Origin of the sequence: Halothermothrix orenii H 168 (genome assembly GCF_000020485.1) — a bacterium.
Classification (GTDB): Bacteria; Bacillota; Halanaerobiia; order Halanaerobiales; family Halothermotrichaceae; genus Halothermothrix; species Halothermothrix orenii.
Window position 1 is genome coordinate 569,089 of sequence record NC_011899.1, and the last position, 24,283, is coordinate 593,371.

Here is a 24,283-nt window from a genome sequence, read left to right on the forward strand (position 1 = left end):
AGACAAGGTTCAGGGTAAGGAAAAGGGAGGTTATATAACCTCCCTGATTTAATTTAGACAACAAGTTCATAAATTCTATCAATTACAGTAATTACTTCCAGTGGAACATTACCGTCAACCAGCCCCAGTATATAAGATGTATAATAAAAACCGGGCTGTAAAACCAGGTTGCGGTTTCTAACAACCCTCTGGTTAGTTTGAGCATTAAATATACTTAAAGTATAAGTTCCGGGGTCCAGGGGAACATAACGGGTTATATCCTGATAACTAATGTTTCTTGCCAGGATTCTATTATCTATACGGGCATTAACAGCTGGGGCATTAGGTGACAGGTGGACAACTCTGAGATAAGTTGTATCCTGGCGTGGTCGTGAGTTCGTGTCAGGTATTACTAACAGGTCAAAATTTTCTCCGACCTGCCCAGTGGCAGCAACGGTTGAAATAGACCCGGGTGGTACATATATACGTTCTCGATAAACAGGGTTTCGCCTTGAACCAGCTGGATAGACTATCACATTATATTGTCCGGGTCTAACCCTTATATAACTGGTTAAATTCCTGTAGCTTAAATTAGAAGCAATCTTGATATTATCGGCATATACATCAACAGCCGGAGCTCCCGGTGAAGCGTGTAAAACCCTTATATAGCTCTGATTTCTGAAAAAGGGAAAGTCCAATTGTTTCACCTCACTTTGTCAGTTTTAGTATATATTATTTAGTAAAGTTGATTTTTGTCACTTTAAGTTTTTTAAGTATAAAAAATGGCAGGATATCCTGCCATTAAATAATTAGTATTACATTATTATCTCCAGAGGATAAAATCTAATTTTTGTTTTTTAGCCTGATACATGGCGTTATCGGCCTGCTTTAAAAGAGAGTCCAGATTTTTACCATTATCAGGGTAGATGCTGATACCTATACTGGGGTGGATTGTAAGTTTATTACCATCTAGAATAAATGGTTTTTTGAAGTCTTCACTTAAATCTGAGGCAAATTTAATCACATCTTCCCTTGTTCTAATACTGGTCAGGAGTAAAGTGAATTCATCCCCACCCAGTCTTGATAAGGTATCTGATGGTTTAAGGTTCTTTTTTAATCGTTTGGCTACCTGAATAAGCAGTTTATCACCGATAGCATGTCCCAGGGTATCGTTGACATTTTTAAAGTCATCGAGATCAAGGAAAAGGACTGCCATCTTGTTAAGGTTTATTGTATTATTTTTAAGTTTATTAAAGTATCTTTCAAATAAAGCCCGGTTGGGAAGTTTGGTAAGGTGATCATGATAAGCCATATATTTTGTTTCTTTCAGGAGATATTCTATTACTAAAACAAATAAAACAAATACAATGGTTATTATCGTCATGTTTATAATAAATACATGTTTATAATGATTTAATTCTTCTAACATAAACTCATTATTATATTTAATTCCGATTACGGAAGAATCCCACCAGTAGGGATCCTCTGGATTCTGGGTAAGACAGGGGATAAACCTGACTGAATAATATCTATTTTGTGAGTTTGATTTTATTTTGCTGGAAACTACCTGACTGGTACTGGCACACTTTTTTACAAGTGACTTAATTTTGTCAGGAATATCGGTATGTAGAAGTGATTCAGAGAGTGTTATTGATTCTGTAACTATATTTCCCTGTTGAGTAATTCTATAAAAATTTATTTCTTCAATAGTGGGATACTCTGATTTTAAACGTTCTGTCAGTGAAATAAGGTTAATACTATCTATCTGGGGGAAAATCTCCTTGAGGTTGATGCTTAATTCGATAAGATATTTATGATCTGGAGTGGGCATATAACTGTATTTCTTAAGCTGGCCAGATTTAATTGATATATCCATCCGGTCAACAATGAAATTATCTCCTTCAAGTCTTTTTCTTAAGACCTTACTGAATAAAGGATATTTATTGAAATCAAGCCCTAAATCTTTTTTGTAGGTAGTATGAATTATTTTTAAGTTATTATCAATAATATAAATATTAACATATTTATGTGTTTGTTTGATTTTTTCTAAATCCCAGGTCAGCACATCTGGATTATCTCTGTATTTAGATATTAATTGACGTGATAATTTCTCCATTTTATCATTAAGTAGTTTTTCTGCTATCTGGTAGGCGTAGTTGGTATTATTTATGGAATTAATAATACTTTTTTCAATCAGGGTTTGATGGGTTATATATTTGGATTTAATAATGTTTGTGGTATTCTGATAGCTGTTATAAGATAAAAAGATGATGATTAAAAAAACAGCTATTATAATATAATATTTATGTTTTTCTATAACATTATTCATCATAAACCCTCATTTCTCAACAAAGTCCGACACTTTATAATATAGTTCTAGATTGATTGTATACTTTCCTTTATTTATTTGTTTTAAAATTATACAAAAAAATTTATTAATATGCAATATTCTTATAAAAAAAACTGGGGCAAAATTTTTGCCCCAGTATAGTAACTATTGCTTTTTACCTGTGATAAAAAATTCGTCTTCATGGCCTCCTTTAGTTTGATAATCAATATTATTTTCTTCCAGGATTTTAAGGATATTTTTAGCCTGGTGGGCATCGGTCCTTTCAAGAATGATTGATATATGTTCCCCTGTTTTTAATTCTCCGGCCGTTTCTTTCAATTTATTTATCTTTTTCGGAGTAATCTCAGGTCTGAAATCGAGAGAAGTATTTTCCATATAACACCACCTGAAGTCTTTTTTAATATTATAGTGTTTTAAGATAATAAATATTCAAGTCAAATAAATAAAAAACTATGCATAGTGTATTCTGGTTAGAGTATCATGTAATTTTTCAAAGAGCAAACCAGCTATAAACCAGGCAGGTGCATAGTCTAAACGAATAAAGCCTTTAATAGAATAACGACTTTTGCTGTAATCCCAGGGACAGGTCCCTATTATATTCTCTAAAAACCAGCCTGAACTGTATTCTATAGTAAAAATAATTAGAGTATAGACACCTCCCCTTATTATAGCAGGCCAGTTCCTTATCTGATTGTGAACTGGTTCCATTAATAAAGCCATACCATAAATTGGGAACATCCAGAGATAAGTCCATCCCCTTAAGTTAATGTCTCCCCTTAAAAAGGAGCCCAGGCCTGTCCACACTATTTCAAGACACCATCCACTTAATCCGTAAATTATAAATCTGTATATGTAAGTCATACAAATATTTTTTGTATATTTGTAAAAATTATTAAAAAGGAAACTTATAAATATCACAATGTCATGGTTTTCTTCATAATATAAAATGTTATAACCAGGAACATTTTTTTGTATTTATTTGTTAATTTGTCATTTTATCTTTACCTATTTTGGGACATAATGAATATAGAAATGAATTTAAAAGATGAAATATTTATTGAATAGGAGGGTGGTTATGAAAGAAAAGATAGCCCTTGTTACAGACAGCACATGTGACCTACCCCAGCAAACATTAGATAATAGTATAATAAGTTGTTTGCCTTTGAAAATAATATATGGTGATAAAGAATACCGAGACCGTTTGGATATTAAACCAGGGGAAATTTATGATAAAATAGAGGATAAAATCCCAACTACCTCTATGCCAGGACCTGATGATATCCAGAAGGAATTATTGAAATTAAAGGACAGGGGATTCACACATGTTCTTGCTATTCACATTTCCAGTGGTTTAAGTAGTACATATGAGATAAGTAATATGGTAGGCAAACAAATAGAGGGGTTGACTGTAGAAGTAATTGACTCTAAATTAATATCAATGGGGTTAGGAAGACTTGTCCTTTATGCAAAAGAATTGATTGAAGCCCGGAAGTTTGATTTTAATGAAATAGTTAATAAAGTAAGAGCTAAGATTAATGATGTTGAGTTGTATTTTGTGGTAAAAACTTTGAAATACCTTATTCATGGGGGTAGAATAGGAAAGGTAAAGGGAACTATTGGTGAATTATTAAATTTAAAACCTATTATATCTATGGACAGTGAAGGTGAATACTACACTTTCAAGAAGGTTCGCAGTCGTAAAAGGTCCCTGGGGCAGCTATTTAAAATTGTTAGAGAAAAAATAAAAGAAGGAATTTGTTATGTTGACGTAATGCATGCTAATGCAGAACAGGAAGCTCGGGAATTACTTGATAAATTAAAAAAACTGGAAAATGTTAAGGATACATATTTTGGTGAAATAAGTCCGGCTATGGTTGTTCATTCAGGCCCGGGATTAATCGGGGTTTGTGTTACCAGGGCTACTGATTAAAATATAGTTGTTATCAACCTTCCTGTTAGGGATTATATGAATATTATTATGGGAGTCTTTTATTTTTGTTTTCCGTATATTTATAGTTAATACTTCTCCTTCCACTTTATTAACCCTGACCCGGTAACCGGTGTTAAAATCATCATCCAGTATTAAAAATACACCTGCTATTAAATCCCTTAATATACTGCTAAGGGTTTGAGCCGAAACAAAACCAAATACGGCCACTACCCCTCCGAGGGTAATGGCCAGTTCTTTAAACCCTAAAATAATTAGCACTATTCCAATAGATAGGATCCATAAAATAAATTTTATTAAATTAATTATTACAGGTAAATAAACCGGTGTCAGTTTTTCTTTTTTCATTATTTTATTAAAAAAGTTTTCTATTATAAAAACAATAATGTTGGTAAATAAAACCACAAAGGTTATTGTAACCAATTTATAAAAATAAATTTTAACAAAATCAATTGAAAGCAACATAAATATATCTTTCATTTGCTTAACCTTTCTGGATAAAAGTTATTTATTTATATGTTTTAAGGGCTTATATAAGAACGTGAATTATGGTAATATCCATAAATAATAAGCATATCTTTACTAAGGAGAGAGAAAACAGTTTATAATTATTTTAATTAAGATTTATAAGGAAGGAGAGGATAAATATTTGAAAAGTGATGATATTTTTCAGGAAAGAATAAATTTGATATTCTGGTTACGTATTTTTAAAGAACATGCCTTATTTATTAAAAAGGGATTAACCTATGATGAAGATGAGTTAATTGCCAGGGCCCATGACTTTTATAATTTGTTCGATAAACTCCAGAACAGGGCCAGAAGAATAATGGGGACTCCACCAGGACATAATTCTGAATTAATTGAAGAAAGTATAAATGCTGTTGGGGAATTACTTGAATTTAAAAAAACACTTTTAAGATTAATTGTTCAGTGTGAGTCTACCTTTAATCTCTATCCACTTTTGATAACACACACTGTCAGAGAGGCAGATGAATTTTTAGAAATTGTTTCAGAATACCAGGGACAGAAAAAACAAATATCCCTTCCCCGGGATTTACTCGGTGATGTTACCTTCTGGTTGAGGGGGATGAAGGAACACACAGCTTTCTTACATCATTTAATAGATCCTTCAGAGAGGATATTACTGGACAAATTGAGGGATTATAATCAGAGATTTAATTATTTGTTTGTACGTGCACTGGATCTGGAATCTATGCTTAAGTCAGAGCCTGATAATTTTCCGGCAGTTTCTAATTTTATCCTCGAATTAATATTAAATTTAAAGGACTTAAATCAATTTCAGGATAGAGTTAAAACATTACTGGCTGATTGTAAACTATTATCAATTACTGGTCCGCTCTTTGCCAACCATCTTATCAGGGAGACAGAATACTTTGAGAATCTTATTAACCAGATGAAAGCCTATTTTAAATTATAAAAAATAGTCAAAGATAATTTTAAAGTTATAAATTAACAAATGAGCCGGGTGCAGACCGGCTTTTTATCATTTTAAATATAAATAAGGTAAAATTGTTAACATAAAATTAATATATAAAAATATAATTAACGATTGACAATACAGAAAATTTATAATAAAATGTAAGTATTAATAGAAATCATTATTATTTTCAAAAAGACTAAAGGAGGTCTAGTTTTGAACCTTAATTTGTTAATCGGAGGGGAAGCCGGTCAGGGTTTGAATACCGTATCCAGGATTCTGGGTAAGACTTTGTTCAGATCAGGTTTTTTTGTTTATAGTTCAAAGGATTATATGTCAAGAATCAGGGGTGGTCATAATTTTATAAGAATAAGGTTTGGAAATGAAGAAATCCTGGGACCGGCTGAAAGGATAGATATTTTAGTAGCTCTAAATTCAGAAACGATAAAACGTCATTATAATTATTTAAATGACGAAGGGATAATTATATCTGGAAAAAAGGTAGATGTTTATGGAAAATACTTAACGATTGACGCCCGCCAGTTAGCTAAAGATGTTAATTTGAAAGCACTTAACATGGTTTATATCGGGGCTGTCCTCAGGGTACTGGGGTTGGAAACAAAGGTCTGCGAAGGGGTTATAGAGGACTTTTTCGATAATGAAAATATTATAAAAGCTAACATCAAATTGTTAAGAAGGGGGTATGAAGAGAGCCAGCAATTATTTAAAGTTAATATTAGTAAACCAGCCAGGGATAAGTTATTTATAAATGGAAATCAGGCGATTGGATTAGGTGCGGTTATGGCCGGAGTAAAATTTTATTCAGCATATCCCATGTCTCCTTCAACAGGGATAATGAGTTACATAGCCGCCAAACAGAAGGAACTGGGAATTGTGGTAGAACAGGCAGAAGATGAGATTGCAGCGATTAATATGGCCCTTGGTGCTTCTTTTGGTGGTATCAGAGCCATGACCGGAACATCCGGGGGCGGGTTTTCCCTGATGGCAGAAACAGTGGGGTTAGCGGGTATAACAGAAACCCCTGTAGTTATTGCCGAAGTACAAAGACCAGGTCCAGCAACCGGGTTACCTACCAGGACAGAACAGGGCGACCTCTTATTTGCTATTAATGTTTCCCAGGGCGAATTTCCCCTTATGGTTATAAGTCCACGTTGTCAGGAAGATGCCTTTTATCAGTCCTTCAGGGCTTTTAATTTAGCCGACAAGTATCAAATTCCGGTAATATTATTAAGTGACCAGTATCTGGCTGATTCGAGCCGGACTGTTAACGATTTTAATCTTGATAGTTTAAAAATTAAACGATACCTGGTTTCACCTGCTGAAACAGATAAAAATGAAGGATACCGACGTTATAAGCTTACTGATGATGGTATCTCTCCCCGGGCTTACCCTGGTCAGAATGATGAAGAACTTGTCGTGGTTGACAGTGATGAACATAACGAATGGGGTCATATTATTGAAGATGCTGAGACCAGAAAAGCTATGGTAGAGAAAAGAATGAGAAAGGAAACGAAACTAAAAGAAACAGATCTTTTAGAGCCCCTTTATACCGGGGAAGAAGAGATTGACTATTTGATTATTGGATGGGGTTCTACCTATGGTCCCATCAGAGAAGCCTTATCACTTTTTCGTAAAGATGGAATTAAGGTTGGTTTTCTTTCTTTTTCTGATGTCTGGCCCTTACCACAAAAAAGTTTGAGGAGATGGGCGTCACAGGACATTGAAATGGTAGCTGTAGAAAATAATGCTACTGCCCAGTTTGCCAGGTTAATCAGAAGTGAAACGGGGATTTCAATTGACCATAAAATCTTGAAATATGATGGTCGCCCCTTTAACGCCCGGGAGATATACCGGTGTTTTATGAAAGAGGTGGTTAAATAATGATAGATAATAGTAGGTTTTATGAAACTAAAGAAACTGCCTGGTGCCCCGGTTGTGGTAATTTTGCCCTCAGGAAGTCACTCGTTAAAGCGTTGAATGAATTAAAGCTTAAACCACATCAGGTAGTGATGTTTACCGGAATTGGGCAGGCAGCTAAAATGCCCCATTATATTAATGTTAATACCTTCAATGGCCTCCATGGTAGGTCCTTACCACCGGCAATAGGTATGAGAGTAGCCAACCACACGTTAACAGTAATTGTAGAGTCAGGGGATGGGTGTTCCTATGGTGAAGGGGGGAATCATTTTATTCATAATATCAGAAGAAATCCTGATATAATTCACCTTGTCCACGATAATCAAATTTATGGATTAACTAAAGGTCAGGCCTCACCGACGACTGGAATGGGTATGAAAACCAGGGTTCAGACTGATGGGGTTAAGTCAGAACCCCTCAACCCATTAAGTATGGCCCTTGGAATGGGGGTAGGTTTCGTGGCCAGGGGCTTTGTTGGCGAAGGTGATCATTTAAAAGAACTAATAAAGTCTGCCTTTGATTATAAGGGTTATGCTTTAATTGATATTCTACAACCCTGTGTCTCTTTTAATAAAATAAATACCTTTAAATGGTACCGGGAGAGGGTATATAAACTGGATGAAAACTATGATGAAACCGACCTGGAACTTGCCTTTAAAAAAGCAAGGGAATGGGAAGATAGGATACCGATTGGAATTATATATCGGGCCGAAAAGGTAACATTCAGGGAAAGGTATGGTTATCTCGAAGATAGTCCCCTGGTTAATGAAGTTGGTAAGCCATCTGAAATGTCCTTTTTGCTTGATGATTTTAGATGATATTGCAAAGAAAAAAGCATTGTTCAGCTTATGACTATAAAAGTTTAGTTACCCATTAAATTATGAATTTAAAAAAGAAGGAGGTATAATATGTCTGTTTTTGAATTTGCCCTTGAACTGGAACAGGAGCATTATGATTTTTATCTCAGTGAAGCTAATATAGCGGAAGATGAACGTTTAAAGAAGGTTTTTATGGAACTGGCAGATGAAGAAAAGAAACATAAAGAAATTGTAAAAAAGCTGGCTGAAGATAAAGAGATAGGAACCATTTAGTCTGATATTTTACCCCATGCCAAAGAAGCTTTTGAAGAAATTTCTTCTAACCTACCTGAAAGTGTTCTGCCTACCCAGCAGGTTGATATATATAAAAAGGCTGAGGAAATGGAAAAGAGGAGCTATGAATTCTATAAATCAAAGGCTAATGAAACTGAGGAGGAATATTTAAAAGATGCTTTGATGAAACTTGCAAAAGAGGAGAAGAAGCACGAAACAATTATGAGAAATCTGGTCGAGTTTGTTAATAGACCCAATACATGGCTTGATACTGCTGAGTGGTATCACCATGAGGAGTATTAGCAAGCTTATTAAAAGATAACTTTTTAATTAAATAAGGAGGAATATATTAATGACTAAATTAAGAGAGGTTTATAAGTGTGAAATTTGTGGTAATGTTGTTGAGGTTGTTCATGAAGGGGCCCCTGCTCTGGTTTGTTGTGGGGAGGACATGAAAAAATTATCCCCTAAAACTACTGACACCGGTAATGAAAAACATGTTCCAGTAGTAGAGGAAAAGGTTAATGGTGTCCTTATTAAAGTAGGGGATGTGGAACACCCCATGGAAGAAAAACATTATATTAAATTTATTGAAGTTATGACTGACGATAAGGTTCTGAGAGCTGAATTGAAACCGGGCCAGAAGCCACAGGCTGAATTTAATGTACCTCTTAAAAACATTAAAGCTGTCAGAGAATATTGTACAGTCCATGACCTGTGGGAAAATAATTTGTAAAATAAATAAGGTAAAATAATTATGGGCCAGCTTGAGGCTGGCCCTTTTAAATAAGGAGGAATAAGATGGCTAAGGTAGGTATTATTGGGGCAGGACCGGGTGGTCTGGCTGCTGCTTTATTACTGGCAAACAGGGGTTTTGAGGTAGAGGTTTTTGAAAAAGAAAATAAAATTGGGGGAAGAAACAGTTATATTAAAGAGGAGGGTTATACTTTTGATATTGGTCCTACCTTTTTTATGATGCCCTTTATTCTGGAAAGAATATTTCAGGAAACAGGTCGTAACTTAAACGATTATGTGGATTTGAAATTACTGGAACCTTACTATCAACTTGTTTTTAAAGATGGCAAAAGATTTTATCCATCCAGAAATAGAGATCGGGTAAAGGATTCTATTGCAAAAATAAGTCCTGATGATGCATCTGGGTTTGATTTATATATGAAGGATAACAAAAAAAAGATGGACAGGACCCTGCCTGCCCTCCAGCGTGGTTATCATAAATTTTATCACCTTTTAAGTAAAGAAGTCCTTAACCTTCTACCGGTACTGAGGCCCTGGGAAAGCCTCTGGGATAATTTAAATAAGTATTTTTCTGATGACAGGGTCAAGCTGGGTTTTACTTTTCAATCTAAGTATCTTGGTATGTCACCATATAATTGTCCTTCTTTGTTTAGTATTTTACCCTATACAGAATATAAATGGGGTGTTTACCATGTTATGGGGGGATTACATAAATTAACTAAAGCTATGGCTGACGTAACCCGGGAGTTGGGTGGGAAAATTAAACTAAATAAAGAAGTAGCTGAGATAGATATTGTTAATAAAAAGCCCATGGTTTGCATTTTAAAGATGGGGATTATAAAAAGTTCGACGAGATAGTTATGAATGCTGATTTTGCCTGGGGTTTGCAAAACCTGATTCCTGATCAAAAGAGGCAAAAATATAATAATCAAAAGCTGGAAGGAAAAAAATATTCCTGTTCTACCTTTATGTTATATCTTGGCCTGGATAAAAAATATGATCACCTCCTTCATAATAATGTATTTATATCCGGTGATTATAAAAATAATTTTATGGAGATAGAGGAAAGTAAGGTTTTATCAAGGGATCCATCATTTTATGTCCAAAATGCTTCTGTAACCGATCCTTCCCTTGCCCCTGATGGGCATTCAGCCTTATATGTTCTTGTGCCAGTTCCCAATCTCAGATCAAATATTGACTGGTCCCGGAAAACCGGTAGTTTCCGTAATACTGTAATTAAGCTCCTGGAAGATAGAGCAGGATTAACTGATATAAAAGACCATATTAAATATGAAAAAATGATTACTCCCCTTGATTGGAAGGAAGAATTACATGTGGGGTTTGGAGCTACATTTAATCTGGCCCATAACCTCAACCAGATGCTTTATTTTAGACCCCATAATAAGTTCGAAGAATTTGATAATATGTGGCTGGTTGGTGGGGGAACCAATCCGGGAAGTGGCTTGCCTACTATTTATGAATCAGGACGGATTACAGCCAATATTATGTGTAATAAATATAAACTCAACTATAAAGAGGTAAATATTCAACATAATACATATTCCCTGCAGGGTTAATATTAAATATATATTTTTTAAAATATGTTGACATATAAAAAAAATAATAATAAAATTAATATTAATAAAAACTGAGGAGAATCCTGGATGATAATACCTGTTCTTCACTGAAATTAATTTAATAAGTGGGTTATCTGATTAGTATTACCATATTTATCAAGATATCCAGTAAACAATTAAGAACAACGGTTTTTTATTATTATTTTAAATTTTAATTATTTGTTATTTAACCGTGCTTAACAGCATGGTTTTTTTATTATTAATTGAACTTCTTTAAATATTTATCAAGTAATTAAAAACCGGCTAAAAGGATCAATTGTTCTTTTGGTCGGATTTTTTAATGCCCAGGAAATTAGATACACATGTGATTTTGGAGGGGAGGTATTGTTTGTAAAAAATTTGTAAATATATCAAAAAATAAAAGGGTTAGGAAGGTGAAGTGTATGACAGTTAAATTTAGAAGATATAAACATGAAGATGATTTTATTAAAGTAAGGGATTTTTTAATATCAACATACAATAAATTTAAGCGGCCTTTTAACTGGACAATAGAACGCTGGAATTTTGCGGTAATGGCCTGAACAATGAATGGGATATCTCTGGAGGAATGGCAAAAAACAATAGGCATCTGGGAAAAGGATGGAAACATTCTTGGGGTTGTTAATTCAGAAGGTGAAGGTGAGGGGGAGATCTTTTTCCAACTAGCTGAAATTGATATACCTGAAATGATACTGGAAGAGATGTTTGATTTTGCTGAAGAGAATACCGGGGGTAATAGAGGCAATAAGAGATATATACAAATGAGGATTCCAGCAGGGGATTCTAAAAGAGAGGCAATAGCTATTAAAAGAGGTTACAGAAAAGCTAACTGGGAAGAATGGGTTTCTGAAATTCCGGTCTCGAGAAAAGTAGATATAACTCTACCAGAAGGTTTTTCAATAGTAGATGGTTCAAATTTAACTGATTTTGAAAAGGGTAGAGCTCATGCCAGGGCATTTGAGTATATAAATAAACCAATTTATAAAAACAGGGCTATAGAGGCCTATAAATTATTGCGGCAGACTCCAGACTATCGTTTTGATTTAGATCTTTACATTATATCAGATACAGGTGACGTAGTTTCCTTTACCACTATATGGTATGACAGTGTTAATAAAATTGGTATCCTGGAGCCTGTTGGAACTGTTCCTGAATATAGAAGACGGGGTCTGGCCAGTTCTGTCATAGGTGAATGTATCAGGAGAATTGAAAAAGAAGGTGCTGAAAAGACTTATGTATGGACTAACAAGGAGTTTTATTTATCAATAGGATTTGAACAGAAGTATAAAATGAATGTCTGGGAAAAAGAAATAGTCTAACAGGAATAAATGAGGATGTGATTGATAAAACTAATGTATAAACCAATTAAACTTATAAACCTGTTTATAAACAAATTCAAATAGGTTATGATCAATTAAATGAGGTGGCTGAGAAATGCCTTTCTGGGAATCACAGCAAAGTTTAAATGTGTTTCAGTGGATAGCCCGGACAGGAGTAACCTTTGTCTGGCTTTTTCTTATGACAAAAATAATGGGTCAAAGGGAAGTTGGTAGGCTTACCCTATTTGATTTTATTATTGCCATTACTATAGGGACTGTGGCTGCTTCTTCCCTCAGTAATAGCAGAACTAGTTTATTAAGTTCACTTATAAATGTAGGATTTTTGGCTGTTCTAGATATTGTTCTTGCCATTATTGCACTAAAAAATGCAAAAGTAAGAAGGATCGTTCAGGGTGAACCAATGGTCTTAATACAGAATGGTAAGCTGCTCGAAGACAGCATGAGGAAATCAAGAATGAATCTGGATGATTTATTAATGGGATTACGCCAGAAAAAAATATCAAACCTTTCTGATGTGGAATTTGCTATTTTAGAACCCAACGGGAAAATCAGTGTTATTCCCAGGTCTCAATCAAGGGCCGTAAGGCCAAAAGATCTAAAAATAAACACAGGTTATGAAGGTTTACCGGTTATTGTCATTGAAGATGGTAATATTTTAGAAGATAACCTTAAGGAAAATAACCTTGATAAAAACTGGCTTAAGAACCAGTTAAAACAACAGGGTATAGATAACGTAGAAGAGGTTCTGGTAGGTATGCTTGACACACAGGGTAGGCTATATATAAGTAAAAAAGGTCAGAAAAATGAAGATATTGTTCATTAAAAATTATTAAAACCTTGAAAGGAGAAATATATGAAGACCAAAAATTACTTGAAAAAACATGTTAAAAGAAAGGACCTCTATATATATTTAATGAACAATCTTGAAGAATTTGCTGAAGAATACCTCGAAAACTGGCAGGATAGGTATCAGGCTAAAGATAATAGACCAAAGAAAGAAAAAGTGAAAGAAGATCTTTTAAATTACCATAACCCGGCCAGAGAGTATGAAAGAATAGAACAAGCATTAAACAGAAAATTAACTGACGAAGAAATAGATGTAATATATAGAGCCTTCAATGAAGAGGTTTTAAAAAAAGTATAAAGTCTTATGTTAAGTCAGAATAAATTAGTTCTATCCAGGTTCACGATATCGCTACAGATAAGCTTAGAGATAAATTAGATAAAAAAAGAGGGGGCTGCCCTCTTTTTTTTATCAACTTATATAAAAAAATATTTTTTTACTGAAGCTGTTATAGCTTCTGCTTTTTCATTTCTTTCCCGGCTTAACGAATATGATATACTTCCCAGGGTTTCAACTACTACCTGGTATATCCGACTTGTCATTGGCATTGGTTTACAATAACGGCCATTTTTTTAGAGGTTTAAAATTTTGCGGTTTTGATTGAATAATAACTGTACCTACAGCAATACCCTCTTTTTGTTTCAGGGATGCCACCAGATTGCCATAAGAATCCCAGGTATGTGGTACCAATCCAGGCCTGATAGGTTTTTGACATTTGTTTTAGCCACCTTACGGTTGGGCCGTTAGCAGGTTCGGCATAATCACAGCATTTTCTATCTACCAGGTAACCTGAAGGCATAAAAGTTCTGGCAACAATATTAACTTTGCCCCCTCTTTTATACCCTTTTAATAAGATTTTCGGCGTGTTGAAAGTTGTCTTGTACTCTGCCAATTTTAGAAGGGTTTTTGTTAATTATTTCCTAAACTTTTTAAGATGGTTGGTAGGAAAGAAAGACTTAAAAAGACTCCAGATATCATGGCAACCCACATCAGAACAGATACATATAAATGAATTCTTAAAGGAGATAATGTCAGGGCGCTGAGCCCGATAGCCAGGCCAAAGGCATTAGCAATGATAGGTCTGGCTGTATATTTGTATGATTTATTAGTAGCCTCTTTTGCTGTATAACCCCGTTTCCGGAAAGTCATCCATACTGAGGTGAAATGAACAGCATAATCTATACCAACCCCAATGGTTATACTGAAGATAGTTGCTGTAAATAGGTTAAGAGATATGCCTGACAGTCCCATAAATCCAAAGATAATTAAGGTTGTAAAGGCGATAGGAAGCAATGAAATAACAGAGGGCTTAATTTTTCTAATAGAAATGTAAAGTAGTATAAAAATTAAACTAAAGGCCAGTAAAATTGACTGGGTTTGATTTGAAATCATACTATTACTTAATTCCCTCATAAGGTATTGTACTCCTGTTACCTCTATTGTTAGATCAGGGTATTTTTTATCATAATCTGTTACGATTTTGTTAATTCTATCAAGGATTTTATTTTTTAGATTAGCTGGAAATACCAACATCCGGGTTGCGTTATTGTCCCTGTTGATTAAATGTGATGTAGGGTTATTACTTTCAGCTGTTATTAAATTATTAACAAAAGCAACCTTGTTTTTATTTTCAGGATATTGTGGGCTGCTCAATCCCTGTATGGCTGAATAGATTAAGGAATATGCGTCATAAACACTGACAGTTTTGGTAACACAATCAGACTGTGTTAATTTACTTCCAAGCTCTATCATTCTTTTCCCATTAATTGGGCTTAACGGATCATTCTCAGTTTTTACATAAAGATAAACCGGAATACTCCCTTCATTTACTTCCATTATTTTATCAAAACTTTTATAAACATCAGTGAAATTCCGATAAATTAATAACTGGTTGAACTCTGTTGATAAATACTGACCTCCTATAATTGATATTGTTATGAGGAAGAATAGTATTATGATGCTGGGCACTCCCCATAATCTTCTGATACGAGAAGCCAGGAAGCTTCGTTTATGGCTATGTTTTTTTAACCTAACATTGCCTGTTAGAATAAGGGGGAGTATGTACCAGGTGGCTACCCCTGCCAGAAAAATTCCCAGAGATGCGAAAAGAGCAAGGTCATGAATCGCATCAGTATTCATTACAAGCAGAGCAAGAAAACCTGCCATTGAGGTTACGGTGGTTATTATCATGGGAATACCAACCATTTTAAGGGTTTCAACAATACTTTTGATTTTATCTTTACCTTCAGCACGGGTATCCTGAACATGGGAAACGAAGTGGAGACCGTCAGCACTTCCAATAACTATTGTAAAAATAGGGGCAAGGACAGTAATTACAGAGACTGGTTTTCCAATCCATCCAATTATTCCCATGGTCCATAGAGCTGCAATTCCTGCTGGAAGTATTGATAAAAAAGTAGCTTTTAATGTACCCATCTGTGTTCTGAAAACAGTTAGTATTAGTAGGAGAGCGGTTGGTGGTAAAAAGAGTAGTATCATATATATGTAGTCAATAATTTTGTGTTGCATGTACATGTCTCCGGTTAAATAATAATTCAAACCATTTTTTTGAAGATAACTTTCAATATTTTTGAGGTCATTGCTGCTGAAATTTTCGCCCGGAAATATTGTAAATATACCATAAAGTTTCCCATTTTTCCTGGTAACAGTAGATAGTTTTCCCATACCCTTAAAGTGTTCTTTGAGAAACTTTAATCCTAATTCATTTATAGGTTTTTCAAGGTCTAATGTAAAATTACCAAAGGATATAGATCTGGGAGCAGGTCCGTTAATATAGCTAATACTATTAATTTTTTCCAGATGTTTTTGAAAAGACCTGAATTTGTGGATTGTGTCAGGGTTTATTTCTTTGTTTTCGGTTTCAATAAGAATAATAGTTTGTTCAGTGGTATTAAAAGTTTGGTTCATGTCATCTAAAACTTTTTTATAATGTGAATCTCTAAGCATAAAAATATCAAAATCTGGATTAATTTTTAACTTAAAAAGGCCAATAAGGGAGAGAATATTAAGCATAATAAAAATTATTGTAAAGACTCTTTTATTGTTATTTATTAGTCTAACATAATTGTCCATCTTTTCATTCCTCCATATTTTACTTATCGTTTTTAATTCCTTTAAAGATGATATCTAATATAGCCCGGGCCTGTTCTTCACTGTTATATTTGTTCTTATTATCCAGTTCGAGTACTTCTTCAAAAAATACGGTATAAAATATCATTCCAAAGAGAGCTTTTTTTATAAAGTAATTATCAATGTTTCTAATTAAACCCTGCTTTTTACCCTTAATAATAATTGAGGTTTCCAGTTCATCCATTTTAGTCCAGACTTTATTTTTGAAAAACTCTCTAACTTCCTTATTTACCATTGTTTCCTGAAAAATAACCTGAATAGCCTTTGAATTTTCTTTAAAAAACTGAAATCTTTCTGTTAAAAGTTCCTGAAGTAAGTAATCTATTGATTTATTTTTGTTAGCTTCAAACACTTCTGGAAGGGACTTGTTTAGCGAGTATTTAAAAAAATCATTTATAGTTTTACTTACAATTTTTTTAAGAAGCTGGTCCTTATTTTTATAATATTTAAAGATGGTTGCTTCGGAAACACCAGCATTTTTAGCTATTTCCCTGGTAGATGTAGAAGCATATCCCTTATCCGCTACTAATTCTATAGCACTTTTTAATATTTTTTTTTTGGTTTCCTCTGATTTTGACATAAAATCACTCCCTTTATAGTAAGTGAGTACTCACTCACCACTTATTATAAAACTCTTCTTTTGATTTGTCAATAGAAGTTATTAAAATAAATAATATGCCTTTAATAATAAACTAAATTAATGCAAAGAGAGTAGTAGTCAAGAATATAAAAGGGTCAGGGAAAGCTGACCCTTTTTTTTGCTATTTTATTTTTCGTTTGTTTCAACTACCAGTTTGGATTTGTCTAACATGTCAAGTAATTGTTTTTCCGGAGAGTCATAGGGGCTCTCCCAGCCCTGGTCTATTACTAATTTTGAAAGTTGAGAATGGCCAGCAAGTATCTGCTGCAGGCTTTCCTCACACATGGCTCTAAGTTCTGGGGTGGGACTGATTAGAGCTGCATTAAGGTAAGCATTGGCAGCTGCTTTTGCGGATGAGAGCATATTACTGGCAATAACTTCATCAGAGATATCTGTTCTTTCCTTGACCTGGTTACCCAGAAATGACAATATTATTCTACCTCCTTACCTGTAACTTTATTTTCGGTTATAAATTGCTGAATACCTTTGACCCTTCCTTCTGCCGCCATTATGCTTGATTCAACCTGTTTTTTTAGACCTTCGTCAGAAACAATATTTTTCATACTTCTTGTTAAGGCTAGACCATCTTTTTACCATTTTCAGTAATCCGGAGAGGGCCAGTACTTCACTCTCTGAAAGTTCTCTCATATAAAAACCTCCATTTTTCAAGATTTATATTTATTATTTACTAGAAGGAAAAAACTATTTATATATTTTTTGTATTACCATTAAAAAAGTCTGGAATTTTTTTATTGACAATAACAATATAGTGTGATAAGCTTATAATCAATGGGTATTAAAATTTAATGAGTACTTACCCATGGTAAAAATTTTAAGGAGGAATTTATTTAATGGTTTACACAGGAAAAGTAAAATGGTTTGATGCAAAAAAAGGTTATGGATTTATCGAAAGAGAAGATGGAGATGACGTATTTGTACATTTTTCCGCTATTCAGGCTGATGGATTTAAGAGCCTTGAAGATGGAGAAGAAGTAGAATTCGAAATTATCGAAGGTGATCGTGGACCACAGGCCGCCAATGTTGTTACTTTATAATATAAAGTAAACAATCCCTGGTTTCTTTAATTAAAGAAACCAGGGTTTTTAAATTTGAATATATTATAAATTTAAATATAACCATATATTTAAGGGACAGCTGTTTAAGCTGTCCCTTTTTTTGAATATATATGTGTATGTTTGTTACCTGGTACATTATAAATTTAATTGCCGGTTCTTTCAGTGATAAAACTATAAATAAGGAAGACAACTGATAAAACCAGTAATACTACAGTAGTTATAATGAAATACGGCCACATGGCGTAGTTGTTCATACTTATAACCCATCCAAAATAGAGAAGAGCAATAGCTATAACTGCGAGCCATCCTTTTGATGAAATATCATTAGCAAAAGAAAAAATACTGCCTTTTTCTGTATTTTCTTTGGTAAATAAGCTGCCAGTTATCGTTCCTAAAACTGCCATAATAATTCCAAATATGACAGGATCCAGGTTGACAACGGGGTGAATAATATTAATAACAACAGCCATACCTCCAAGAATTTCACCCAGTAAAGCCCCGAAAGCATTGGCTCTTTTCCAGTAAAGACCGATAAGTACAGGGGCAAAAGTAGCTCCGGCAAATATCTTCATTGTTATCAGTAGTAGGCTCATTATAGAAGGAGTGAATAGAGCAGCTATAGTACTAATTACACCAATAATAACAATGGTTACCCGACTGATAAATAAAATACGCTTTTCATCAACAGACTTATTCTTATATCTCATGTACCGTTCATATAGGTCACGGGTGACATGCATGGCGGAACCGAGAAGGTTTGAATCTACTGTAGACATAGCAGCTCCCATAATTCCCGTTACAATTAAAATACCTAATGCAGGGTTGATAACTTTCATGCTCATCTGGGGGAAGACTGCCTCAGCATTTTTTAAACCGGGTAAAGCAACTCTTCCAAGAATTCCGATAAAGGCTAAACCGAAAGTGAGGACCATAGCTACAAAAATAATCATTAGTAAACTGACACCACGAATAGTCTTTACATTTTTTGCTGCATAAACCCTCTGGATCTGGGTCTGAGAGATAGTATTAAGGGGCATAAAGGTAATGGTCCAGGCCAGAGCCATAAAAAAGGTTAAACCGGCAAAGGGGCTAACCAGTTCTGTTCCTAATTGTTGTTTTAATACATTTACTATTTCGAAGGCACCATTGACAAATGATTGTCCCGGTGTTACAGAGGTTATCCCAAATACTATACAGACTGCTACACCAGCAATCATAATAATAGATTGAATCCAGTCTGTCAGGGATACTCCCCATAAACCTCCAAGACAGGTATAAATGATAGTAATAATGGAAGTAACAATTATAGCAGTAGTGGTGGGTATTCCCAGTAAAGAATTAAGTATAACTCCTAAACCGAGAAGACCACCTCCGATACCTCCAACTAGCCCAATAAGGGAAAAGAAAGTAGTTAGTAGGGCAACAGGATTAGAATATCTAAGCTCTACCAGGTCAGGAAGAGTGAATACTTCGTATTTTGTGGCTATTTTCCTTATTTTACCTGATATAAAGAAGAGGATAAAATAAGCAAGACCGGCACCACTGAGCATCCACATAAAATGAAGTCCACCATTATAAATCAAGCCACTAAAACCCATATATGTATTTGCGCCAACCACTGTGGACATAACTGTAGCAAAGAGGACTGATCCATCCATTTTATTTGAGGCAACATAAAAATCTGACCGGGTTTCCTGTCTTTTAGCTATAACAAAACCAACAACCAGTAGTAAAAATAAATAGACTAACGGAATAAGATAGTACCATTCCATAAAAGATTCTCCCTCCTAGATTCTCATGTTATATTTCATCATTTATATGTTTAATATATCGATAAATTAACTCAATAGCCTTTACAGTATCGTCAATAGAAACAACTTCATGGGCATGTACATATCTTGTAGGTACGCAAATGCCACCACTGGGGATGCCCCCTCTTTCCAGGTGTACTGCAGAAGCATCTGTCGAACCAGCAGTATAAACTTCGAGCTGATAGTTTAAGTCAGCCTTTCAGGCAACTTTCTTCAGTTTATTGACTATCTTTTGTGATGCAATTAAGCCTAACATAGCCCTGGGAACCAGATCCATAACCTTAATAACTGGTCCTTTATCAAGTTCGGTAATTATTTTCCGGTCTGGTGTACCGGGAATGTCATTGGCAATTGATATGTCAAGGGCGAGACACTCATCAGGATTTAGACTATATGCTGAAGTTTTAGCACCCCTGAGACCAACTTCTTCCTGAGTGGTAAAAACTGCATGAACATCAGGTATATCTTTATCGTCTTTTAATAATTTTAAGACTTCAATTAGCATAAAAACAAATAATCTGTCATCAAGGGCTTTCCCGGCAATTTTATTTTTTCCCAGGCTCATAAAGTCATATTGAATGGAGACAGGATTACCTACTTCTATTCCCATTTCTTTGACTTCTTCTTTACTTCTAGCTCCTACATCGATGAAAAAGTCCTGAATTTCAGGTAAATCTTTAATCATTTCAGGACGACCGGGTTTTAAGTGGTTTATTATTCCTTTAACATAACCATTGTCGGTTTTAATAACAACAGGCCTTGAAAAAAGCACCTGAGGAAAAACTCCACCGACCGGTTCAAACCATAGAAAACCGTTTTTATCAATCCGCTTAATCAAAAGACCTATTTCATCCAGGTGAGCTGCTATCATTAAAGAATATTTACTGTTTCCTCTTCTGGTTGCAATTAAATTACCCAGCGCATCTACTTTGATGTCATCGACATAATCCCTGATTTGTTCTTTTACTACGTTTCTTACATCATTTTCAAACCCGGCTACTCCGTGGGACTGACATAAGACCTCCAAATTTTCCTTTAATGATTCTTTAATTTTTTGAGGATTGATTTCCTTTTGCAAATTTCAACCTCCTTTATATTGTATTGTTGTTAAAATAATTAAGTAGATAATTATAAAACATATTATACTTTTTTGTCGAAAATCCTTTTTACACTGAAAAAATTCTAATTTTGATATAAATCATAAATATTCGACAAATAAGTGGGTTTATATGACAAAAATCTTTTTATATCATAGAATCATCATCTTCTATTTCCTGAATATATGAATGGTTATCATTTTTAACATCAATATATAGGTTGCCATCAGTAGAAAGAGTGGCGAGAACAATATTTCTTATATTTTTTATATTTTGTTTAGCCAGTTCATTATATAACCATTCATGGGTTAGATTGTTTTGTTTCAGGTTTTGTTCAACAATTTGTCCATCTCTAATTATTTCAGAAGACAGGCCTACGTACCTGGTATTTATATTTAAATCCCTGGGTTTTACTGGTTGGTATTGACTTTTCTTTAAAACACTGAGTTTGCCATCAGTTTCAAGGATTGCAAATTCAACTTCACTCAGGTCAAAGACCCCCTGTTCCCGTAATTGCATCATAAGATCATCAAGGTTATATCTTAATTTTTTCATGTTTTTTTCATATATTTTACCATTCTGGATTATGACAAGGGGTTCACCTTCTATTAGTTTTCTGGCAGGTGTACTTTTCAGGGTCAGGTAACCGGTCAGGACAACCAGAATAGCCAGGATTACCGGGCTCAGTAAAATATAGAACCCTTCAATCTGGGTAGTTACAAAGGCCCCACCAATTGTTCCAATAGTAATACCGGTAACAAAATCAAAAAAAGTCAATTGTGATAAAAATTTTTTTCCTATCAGACGGGTTAATATTATTAGTAAAAAAAATACAATTAGAGAATAACCTAATACCTGTAAGATTTCATTGTAATCAATAATGGTATCACCTCATGTATTAATGGGTTTCATAAGAACTTGAATTTATCCCGGACCTTTATTATACCGATAAAATAATAAATTTTTAAACTATTTTAACTGTGATGTCCATAATTCCACAATAATGAAACATTTTAATACTTTAGCGTTATTTATTATTAAAATTCCCCCTGTTTAATATTCAACAATGATAAATTTGTTATTTTAAAAACATAGTATTAAATAAATCTTGATATTAAAGACCGGTTATAATATAATTATAAAAAATAATATTTTAAAAAGTGATGATGGGAGAGAGTAGACCAGTCTGACTGATACAGAGAACCCCGGTAGCTGAGAAGGGGAAAGGGATGCTGGTTGAAGATGGTCCCTGAGCTTTCCAGTTGAAACCTGTTAAGAAGGGAGTAAACAGGAACGGGTTCCTCGCGCACCCGTTAACGTGCTAGAGTATAATCAGATTTGCTGCCGTACTCGATGAGGTCGGTGCTGTGAGGTACCGGTAAAAAGAGGTGGTACCACGGGAATTTTACTCTCGTCCTCCTGCAATTTATTTGCTGGGTGGCGGGAGTTTTTTTATTGCTGTCAAATAATTTAACTGTCTTAATCGGAGTGTTTATTATGTAAAATCTTCAATCTATAAGAGGGTTAAGTGTAATATTATAAGATATATTAAAGGGGGAGTGTTAGACAAATGAATGTATTTATTGGTGGGGCCTGGCCCTATGCTAACGGTTCTTTACATCTGGGTCATATAGCCAGTCTTTTGCCCGGTGACATTCTGGCCAGATATTTTCGACTTAAGGGGGAAAAAGTCCTGTATGTGTCAGGGAGTGATTGTCATGGAACCCCGATTGCCCTTAGGGCAAAAAGGGAAGGGGAGAGTCCCCGGATTATAGCTGAAAGATATCATCAGGAGTTTAAAAAAACCTTTACAAAGCTGGGTTTTTCTTACGATAATTATACGAAGACTGATAACCCCTTTCATCACCAGGTGGTACAGAGTATAATAAAAAAACTATTTGAAAAGGGGTACATTTATAAAAAGCAAACCAAACAGCTTTATTGTAGTAAATGTCAACAGTTTTTACCTGATAGGTATGTGGAAGGAATTTGCCCTGTATGTGGCAAAGTCGTCCGAGGTGATCAATGCGATTACTGTTCCAGTTTAATTGAGCCCACTGATCTGGAAGAAAAGAGATGTAAAATATGTGGGAGTAGTCCAGTCATTAAAAATACAGAGCACTTCTATCTGGCCCTGTCAGAATTTAGTGATGAATTAAAGAGGTTACTTGATAATAATCGGGGGTGGAGAGATAATGCAATTAAGCTCAGTACCAGGTATATAGAGGAAGGTCTACAGGACAGGGCCATAACCAGGGACCTCAACTGGGGTGTTTCTATACCTTTTGAAGGCTATGAAGAGAAAAGAATATATGTCTGGATTGATGCTGTGTTAGGTTATCTGTCTGCCAGTAAGGAATGGTCCCGGCATACAGGGGAACCCTGGCAAAATTTTTGGAGTGAGGATACAAAAACATATTATGTTCATGGAAAAGATAATATACCTTTTCACACCCTGATACTACCTGCGTTACTCCGGGGTGCTGGAATTAAACAAATTCCAGAAAAAATAGTTTCCAGTGAATACCTTACAATTGAGGGGAAGAAATTGTCAACCAGTCGTAATTGGGCTGTCTGGCTTCCTGATATGTTAAAAAATTACCAGCCTGATTCTATTCGTTACTTTTTGATAATAAATGGTCCCGAGAAGAAAGACAGTAATTTTTCCTGGGAAGAGTTTATTCACAGCCATAATGGGGAACTTTTGGGGGCATATGGTAATTTTGTTAACCGGACTCTTGTTTTTATTGAAAAATATTACAATGGTTTAATACCTGATGGTAAACTAAATGAAAAAATTAAGGAAAAAATTGAGACCCTCTACCATAGGGTGGGCAATAAGATAGAGAAGACGAATTTAAAAAATGCCCTGGAGGTTATATTTAATTTTGTACGTGAAGCTAATAAGTATTTTGATAGTGAGGAGCCATGGATTACTGTTAAAGAAGACAAAGGTACCTGTAAAGATACAATCTATACGTGTGTTCAAATAATTGCAAATTTAACAAATTTATTGTCCCCATTCCTCCCTTTTTCCAGCAAAAAAGTCAGGGGTTTTTTAAACATTGATAAACCTGACTGGAAATATATAGAGGTTTTGCCTGCAACAAAGTTAGAAAAAGTAGAAATTCTTTTCCCGAGAATTAACAAAAACCTAATTAAGGAGGAACGGGAAAAGTTAGGGGTTAATTAGTAATAAAACGGTTTAT

General features: G+C 34.5%; 26 protein-coding genes, 2 pseudogenes and 1 other annotated feature. Of the genes and pseudogenes, 14 read left to right on the top strand and 14 right to left on the bottom strand.

What is annotated here, in order from left to right; translation table 11 throughout:
• Positions 1–53: 53 nt before the first annotated feature.
• The 4 genes from HORE_RS02750 to HORE_RS02765 form a co-directional block, all read right to left on the bottom strand.
• Positions 54–677 carry a DUF4397 domain-containing protein gene (locus HORE_RS02750; RefSeq protein ID WP_012635467.1) on the bottom strand — a complete coding sequence of 208 codons (624 nt, stop codon included), beginning with the start codon at positions 675–677 and terminating at the stop codon, positions 54–56.
• A 125-nt stretch (positions 678–802) separates the two neighbouring features.
• Positions 803–2,308: a GGDEF domain-containing protein gene (locus tag HORE_RS02755; protein WP_012635468.1), complete on the bottom strand. Its 1,506-nt coding sequence runs from the start codon at positions 2,306–2,308 to the stop codon at positions 803–805.
• A 165-nt stretch (positions 2,309–2,473) separates the two neighbouring features.
• Positions 2,474–2,704 carry a hypothetical protein gene (locus HORE_RS02760; RefSeq protein WP_012635469.1) on the bottom strand — a complete coding sequence of 77 codons (231 nt, stop codon included), beginning with the start codon at positions 2,702–2,704 and terminating at the stop codon, positions 2,474–2,476.
• A gap of 75 nt (positions 2,705–2,779) precedes the next feature.
• Positions 2,780–3,190: a putative ABC transporter permease gene (locus HORE_RS02765; RefSeq protein ID WP_012635470.1), complete on the bottom strand. Its 411-nt coding sequence runs from the start codon at positions 3,188–3,190 to the stop codon at positions 2,780–2,782.
• 214 nt (positions 3,191–3,404) lie between these two features.
• On the opposite strand from HORE_RS02765, the gene HORE_RS02770 reads away from it, so the two are divergent.
• Positions 3,405–4,259, top strand: a complete 855-nt coding sequence (locus HORE_RS02770; protein WP_012635471.1) for a DegV family protein — start codon at positions 3,405–3,407, stop codon at positions 4,257–4,259.
• On the opposite strand, the gene HORE_RS02775 is transcribed toward HORE_RS02770, so the two are convergent.
• The gene (locus HORE_RS02775) at positions 4,224–4,757 is read right to left on the bottom strand and encodes a mechanosensitive ion channel family protein (RefSeq protein ID WP_012635472.1); all 534 of its coding nucleotides are present in this window, start codon (positions 4,755–4,757) and stop codon (positions 4,224–4,226) included. The two genes, HORE_RS02770 and HORE_RS02775, sit on opposite strands and share 36 nt — an antisense overlap.
• A gap of 169 nt (positions 4,758–4,926) precedes the next feature.
• Here HORE_RS02775 and HORE_RS02780 point away from each other — a divergent pair, with 169 nt between their 5' ends.
• The 11 genes and pseudogenes from HORE_RS02780 (at position 4,927) to HORE_RS02820 (ending at position 13,600) form a co-directional block, all read left to right on the top strand.
• Positions 4,927–5,715 (top strand): DUF2935 domain-containing protein, encoded by a 789-nt coding sequence (locus tag HORE_RS02780; protein WP_012635473.1) that lies wholly within the window; start codon positions 4,927–4,929, stop codon positions 5,713–5,715.
• Between the two features lie 216 nt (positions 5,716–5,931).
• Positions 5,932–7,617 carry a 2-oxoacid:acceptor oxidoreductase subunit alpha gene (locus tag HORE_RS02785; protein WP_012635474.1) on the top strand — a complete coding sequence of 562 codons (1,686 nt, stop codon included), beginning with the start codon at positions 5,932–5,934 and terminating at the stop codon, positions 7,615–7,617.
• Positions 7,617–8,471 (top strand): thiamine pyrophosphate-dependent enzyme, encoded by an 855-nt coding sequence (locus HORE_RS02790; RefSeq protein ID WP_012635475.1) that lies wholly within the window; start codon positions 7,617–7,619, stop codon positions 8,469–8,471. The genes HORE_RS02785 and HORE_RS02790 overlap by 1 nt, the downstream gene beginning before the upstream one ends.
• A 90-nt stretch (positions 8,472–8,561) precedes the next feature.
• A pseudogene (locus HORE_RS13045) lies at positions 8,562–9,047 on the top strand (ferritin-like domain-containing protein).
• A 49-nt stretch (positions 9,048–9,096) separates the two neighbouring features.
• Positions 9,097–9,480: a desulfoferrodoxin gene (locus tag HORE_RS02800; RefSeq protein ID WP_012635476.1), complete on the top strand. Its 384-nt coding sequence runs from the start codon at positions 9,097–9,099 to the stop codon at positions 9,478–9,480.
• A 65-nt stretch (positions 9,481–9,545) separates the two neighbouring features.
• A complete protein-coding gene (locus HORE_RS13050; protein ID WP_012635477.1) occupies positions 9,546–10,358 on the top strand; it encodes a phytoene desaturase family protein in 813 nt (270 codons plus the stop codon).
• Positions 10,316–11,077, top strand: coding sequence for a phytoene desaturase family protein (locus HORE_RS13055; RefSeq protein ID WP_226984183.1), 762 nt, complete (start codon positions 10,316–10,318; stop codon positions 11,075–11,077). The genes HORE_RS13050 and HORE_RS13055 overlap by 43 nt, the downstream gene beginning before the upstream one ends.
• Positions 11,078–11,520: 443 nt before the next feature.
• A complete protein-coding gene (locus tag HORE_RS12870; protein WP_167935752.1) occupies positions 11,521–11,658 on the top strand; it encodes a hypothetical protein in 138 nt (45 codons plus the stop codon).
• A gap of 3 nt (positions 11,659–11,661) precedes the next feature.
• On the top strand, positions 11,662–12,435 hold the full coding sequence (locus HORE_RS02810) for a GNAT family N-acetyltransferase (protein WP_012635479.1): 774 nt from the start codon (positions 11,662–11,664) through the stop codon (positions 12,433–12,435).
• Positions 12,436–12,550: 115 nt separating this feature from the next.
• The gene (locus tag HORE_RS02815; protein WP_012635480.1) at positions 12,551–13,279 is read left to right on the top strand and encodes a YetF domain-containing protein; all 729 of its coding nucleotides are present in this window, start codon (positions 12,551–12,553) and stop codon (positions 13,277–13,279) included.
• Between the two features lie 30 nt (positions 13,280–13,309).
• Complete coding sequence (locus HORE_RS02820) at positions 13,310–13,600, top strand: hypothetical protein (protein WP_012635481.1); 291 nt, start codon at positions 13,310–13,312, stop codon at positions 13,598–13,600.
• A 116-nt stretch (positions 13,601–13,716) separates the two neighbouring features.
• Here HORE_RS02820 and HORE_RS13160 read toward each other — a convergent pair whose 3' ends face one another.
• The 6 genes from HORE_RS13160 to HORE_RS13165 all read right to left on the bottom strand — a co-directional run bounded on the left by HORE_RS13160 (position 13,717) and on the right by HORE_RS13165 (position 17,653).
• Entirely contained in the window at positions 13,717–13,848 is a 132-nt protein-coding gene (locus HORE_RS13160; protein WP_264357623.1) for a hypothetical protein, read from the bottom strand.
• A 32-nt stretch (positions 13,849–13,880) separates the two neighbouring features.
• The gene (locus tag HORE_RS12875; RefSeq protein WP_041605803.1) at positions 13,881–14,099 is read right to left on the bottom strand and encodes a hypothetical protein; all 219 of its coding nucleotides are present in this window, start codon (positions 14,097–14,099) and stop codon (positions 13,881–13,883) included.
• Positions 14,100–14,209: 110 nt separating this feature from the next.
• Positions 14,210–16,393, bottom strand: a complete 2,184-nt coding sequence (locus HORE_RS02830; protein ID WP_012635482.1) for an efflux RND transporter permease subunit — start codon at positions 16,391–16,393, stop codon at positions 14,210–14,212.
• Between the two features lie 19 nt (positions 16,394–16,412).
• The gene (locus tag HORE_RS02835) at positions 16,413–17,030 is read right to left on the bottom strand and encodes a TetR/AcrR family transcriptional regulator (RefSeq protein ID WP_012635483.1); all 618 of its coding nucleotides are present in this window, start codon (positions 17,028–17,030) and stop codon (positions 16,413–16,415) included.
• 186 nt (positions 17,031–17,216) lie between these two features.
• On the bottom strand, positions 17,217–17,519 hold the full coding sequence (locus HORE_RS02840) for a spore coat protein (protein ID WP_012635484.1): 303 nt from the start codon (positions 17,517–17,519) through the stop codon (positions 17,217–17,219).
• A 2-nt stretch (positions 17,520–17,521) separates the two neighbouring features.
• Positions 17,522–17,653: a hypothetical protein gene (locus tag HORE_RS13165; RefSeq protein WP_012635485.1), complete on the bottom strand. Its 132-nt coding sequence runs from the start codon at positions 17,651–17,653 to the stop codon at positions 17,522–17,524.
• Positions 17,654–17,941: 288 nt separating this feature from the next.
• Between HORE_RS13165 and HORE_RS02850 the strand changes: the two genes are divergently transcribed.
• Positions 17,942–18,145: a cold shock domain-containing protein gene (locus HORE_RS02850; RefSeq protein WP_012635486.1), complete on the top strand. Its 204-nt coding sequence runs from the start codon at positions 17,942–17,944 to the stop codon at positions 18,143–18,145.
• A gap of 164 nt (positions 18,146–18,309) precedes the next feature.
• On the opposite strand, the gene HORE_RS02860 is transcribed toward HORE_RS02850, so the two are convergent.
• From HORE_RS02860 to HORE_RS02870, 3 genes and pseudogenes are all read right to left on the bottom strand, one after another.
• Positions 18,310–19,938 carry a sodium:solute symporter family protein gene (locus tag HORE_RS02860; RefSeq protein WP_012635487.1) on the bottom strand — a complete coding sequence of 543 codons (1,629 nt, stop codon included), beginning with the start codon at positions 19,936–19,938 and terminating at the stop codon, positions 18,310–18,312.
• 28 nt (positions 19,939–19,966) lie between these two features.
• A pseudogene (locus tag HORE_RS02865) lies at positions 19,967–21,055 on the bottom strand (M42 family metallopeptidase).
• Positions 21,056–21,221: 166 nt separating this feature from the next.
• Entirely contained in the window at positions 21,222–21,851 is a 630-nt protein-coding gene (locus HORE_RS02870; RefSeq protein WP_012635488.1) for a DUF421 domain-containing protein, read from the bottom strand.
• Positions 21,852–22,228: 377 nt separating this feature from the next.
• Positions 22,229–22,496 (top strand) — a binding site (T-box leader).
• A gap of 148 nt (positions 22,497–22,644) precedes the next feature.
• Here HORE_RS02870 and metG point away from each other — a divergent pair.
• On the top strand, positions 22,645–24,267 hold the full coding sequence (gene metG / locus HORE_RS02875) for a methionine--tRNA ligase (protein ID WP_012635489.1): 1,623 nt from the start codon (positions 22,645–22,647) through the stop codon (positions 24,265–24,267).
• Positions 24,268–24,283 lie beyond the last annotated feature (16 nt).

What these genes read in the sequence shown, in the direction of transcription:
- metG (WP_012635489.1), top strand. Translation starts at nt 22,645, where the DNA reads ATGAATGTATTTATTGGTGGGGCCTGGCCCTATGCTAACGGTTCTTTA.
- HORE_RS02770 (WP_012635471.1), top strand. Translation starts at nt 3,405, where the DNA reads ATGAAAGAAAAGATAGCCCTTGTTACAGACAGCACATGTGACCTACCC.
- HORE_RS02775 (WP_012635472.1), bottom strand. Translation starts at nt 4,757, where the DNA reads ATGAAAGATATATTTATGTTGCTTTCAATTGATTTTGTTAAAATTTAT.
- HORE_RS02835 (WP_012635483.1), bottom strand. Translation starts at nt 17,030, where the DNA reads ATGTCAAAATCAGAGGAAACCAAAAAAAAAATATTAAAAAGTGCTATA.
- HORE_RS02815 (WP_012635480.1), top strand. Translation starts at nt 12,551, where the DNA reads ATGCCTTTCTGGGAATCACAGCAAAGTTTAAATGTGTTTCAGTGGATA.
- HORE_RS02765 (WP_012635470.1), bottom strand. Translation starts at nt 3,190, where the DNA reads ATGACTTACATATACAGATTTATAATTTACGGATTAAGTGGATGGTGT.
- HORE_RS13050 (WP_012635477.1), top strand. Translation starts at nt 9,546, where the DNA reads ATGGCTAAGGTAGGTATTATTGGGGCAGGACCGGGTGGTCTGGCTGCT.
- HORE_RS02755 (WP_012635468.1), bottom strand. Translation starts at nt 2,308, where the DNA reads ATGAATAATGTTATAGAAAAACATAAATATTATATTATAATAGCTGTT.
- HORE_RS12875 (WP_041605803.1), bottom strand. Translation starts at nt 14,099, where the DNA reads ATGCCTTCAGGTTACCTGGTAGATAGAAAATGCTGTGATTATGCCGAA.
- HORE_RS02820 (WP_012635481.1), top strand. Translation starts at nt 13,310, where the DNA reads ATGAAGACCAAAAATTACTTGAAAAAACATGTTAAAAGAAAGGACCTC.
- HORE_RS02790 (WP_012635475.1), top strand. Translation starts at nt 7,617, where the DNA reads ATGATAGATAATAGTAGGTTTTATGAAACTAAAGAAACTGCCTGGTGC.
- HORE_RS02800 (WP_012635476.1), top strand. Translation starts at nt 9,097, where the DNA reads ATGACTAAATTAAGAGAGGTTTATAAGTGTGAAATTTGTGGTAATGTT.
- HORE_RS13160 (WP_264357623.1), bottom strand. Translation starts at nt 13,848, where the DNA reads ATGCCAATGACAAGTCGGATATACCAGGTAGTAGTTGAAACCCTGGGA.
- HORE_RS02810 (WP_012635479.1), top strand. Translation starts at nt 11,662, where the DNA reads ATGAATGGGATATCTCTGGAGGAATGGCAAAAAACAATAGGCATCTGG.
- HORE_RS02830 (WP_012635482.1), bottom strand. Translation starts at nt 16,393, where the DNA reads ATGGACAATTATGTTAGACTAATAAATAACAATAAAAGAGTCTTTACA.
- HORE_RS13165 (WP_012635485.1), bottom strand. Translation starts at nt 17,653, where the DNA reads ATGAAAAATATTGTTTCTGACGAAGGTCTAAAAAAACAGGTTGAATCA.
- HORE_RS02760 (WP_012635469.1), bottom strand. Translation starts at nt 2,704, where the DNA reads ATGGAAAATACTTCTCTCGATTTCAGACCTGAGATTACTCCGAAAAAG.
- HORE_RS12870 (WP_167935752.1), top strand. Translation starts at nt 11,521, where the DNA reads ATGACAGTTAAATTTAGAAGATATAAACATGAAGATGATTTTATTAAA.
- HORE_RS02860 (WP_012635487.1), bottom strand. Translation starts at nt 19,938, where the DNA reads ATGGAATGGTACTATCTTATTCCGTTAGTCTATTTATTTTTACTACTG.
- HORE_RS02850 (WP_012635486.1), top strand. Translation starts at nt 17,942, where the DNA reads ATGGTTTACACAGGAAAAGTAAAATGGTTTGATGCAAAAAAAGGTTAT.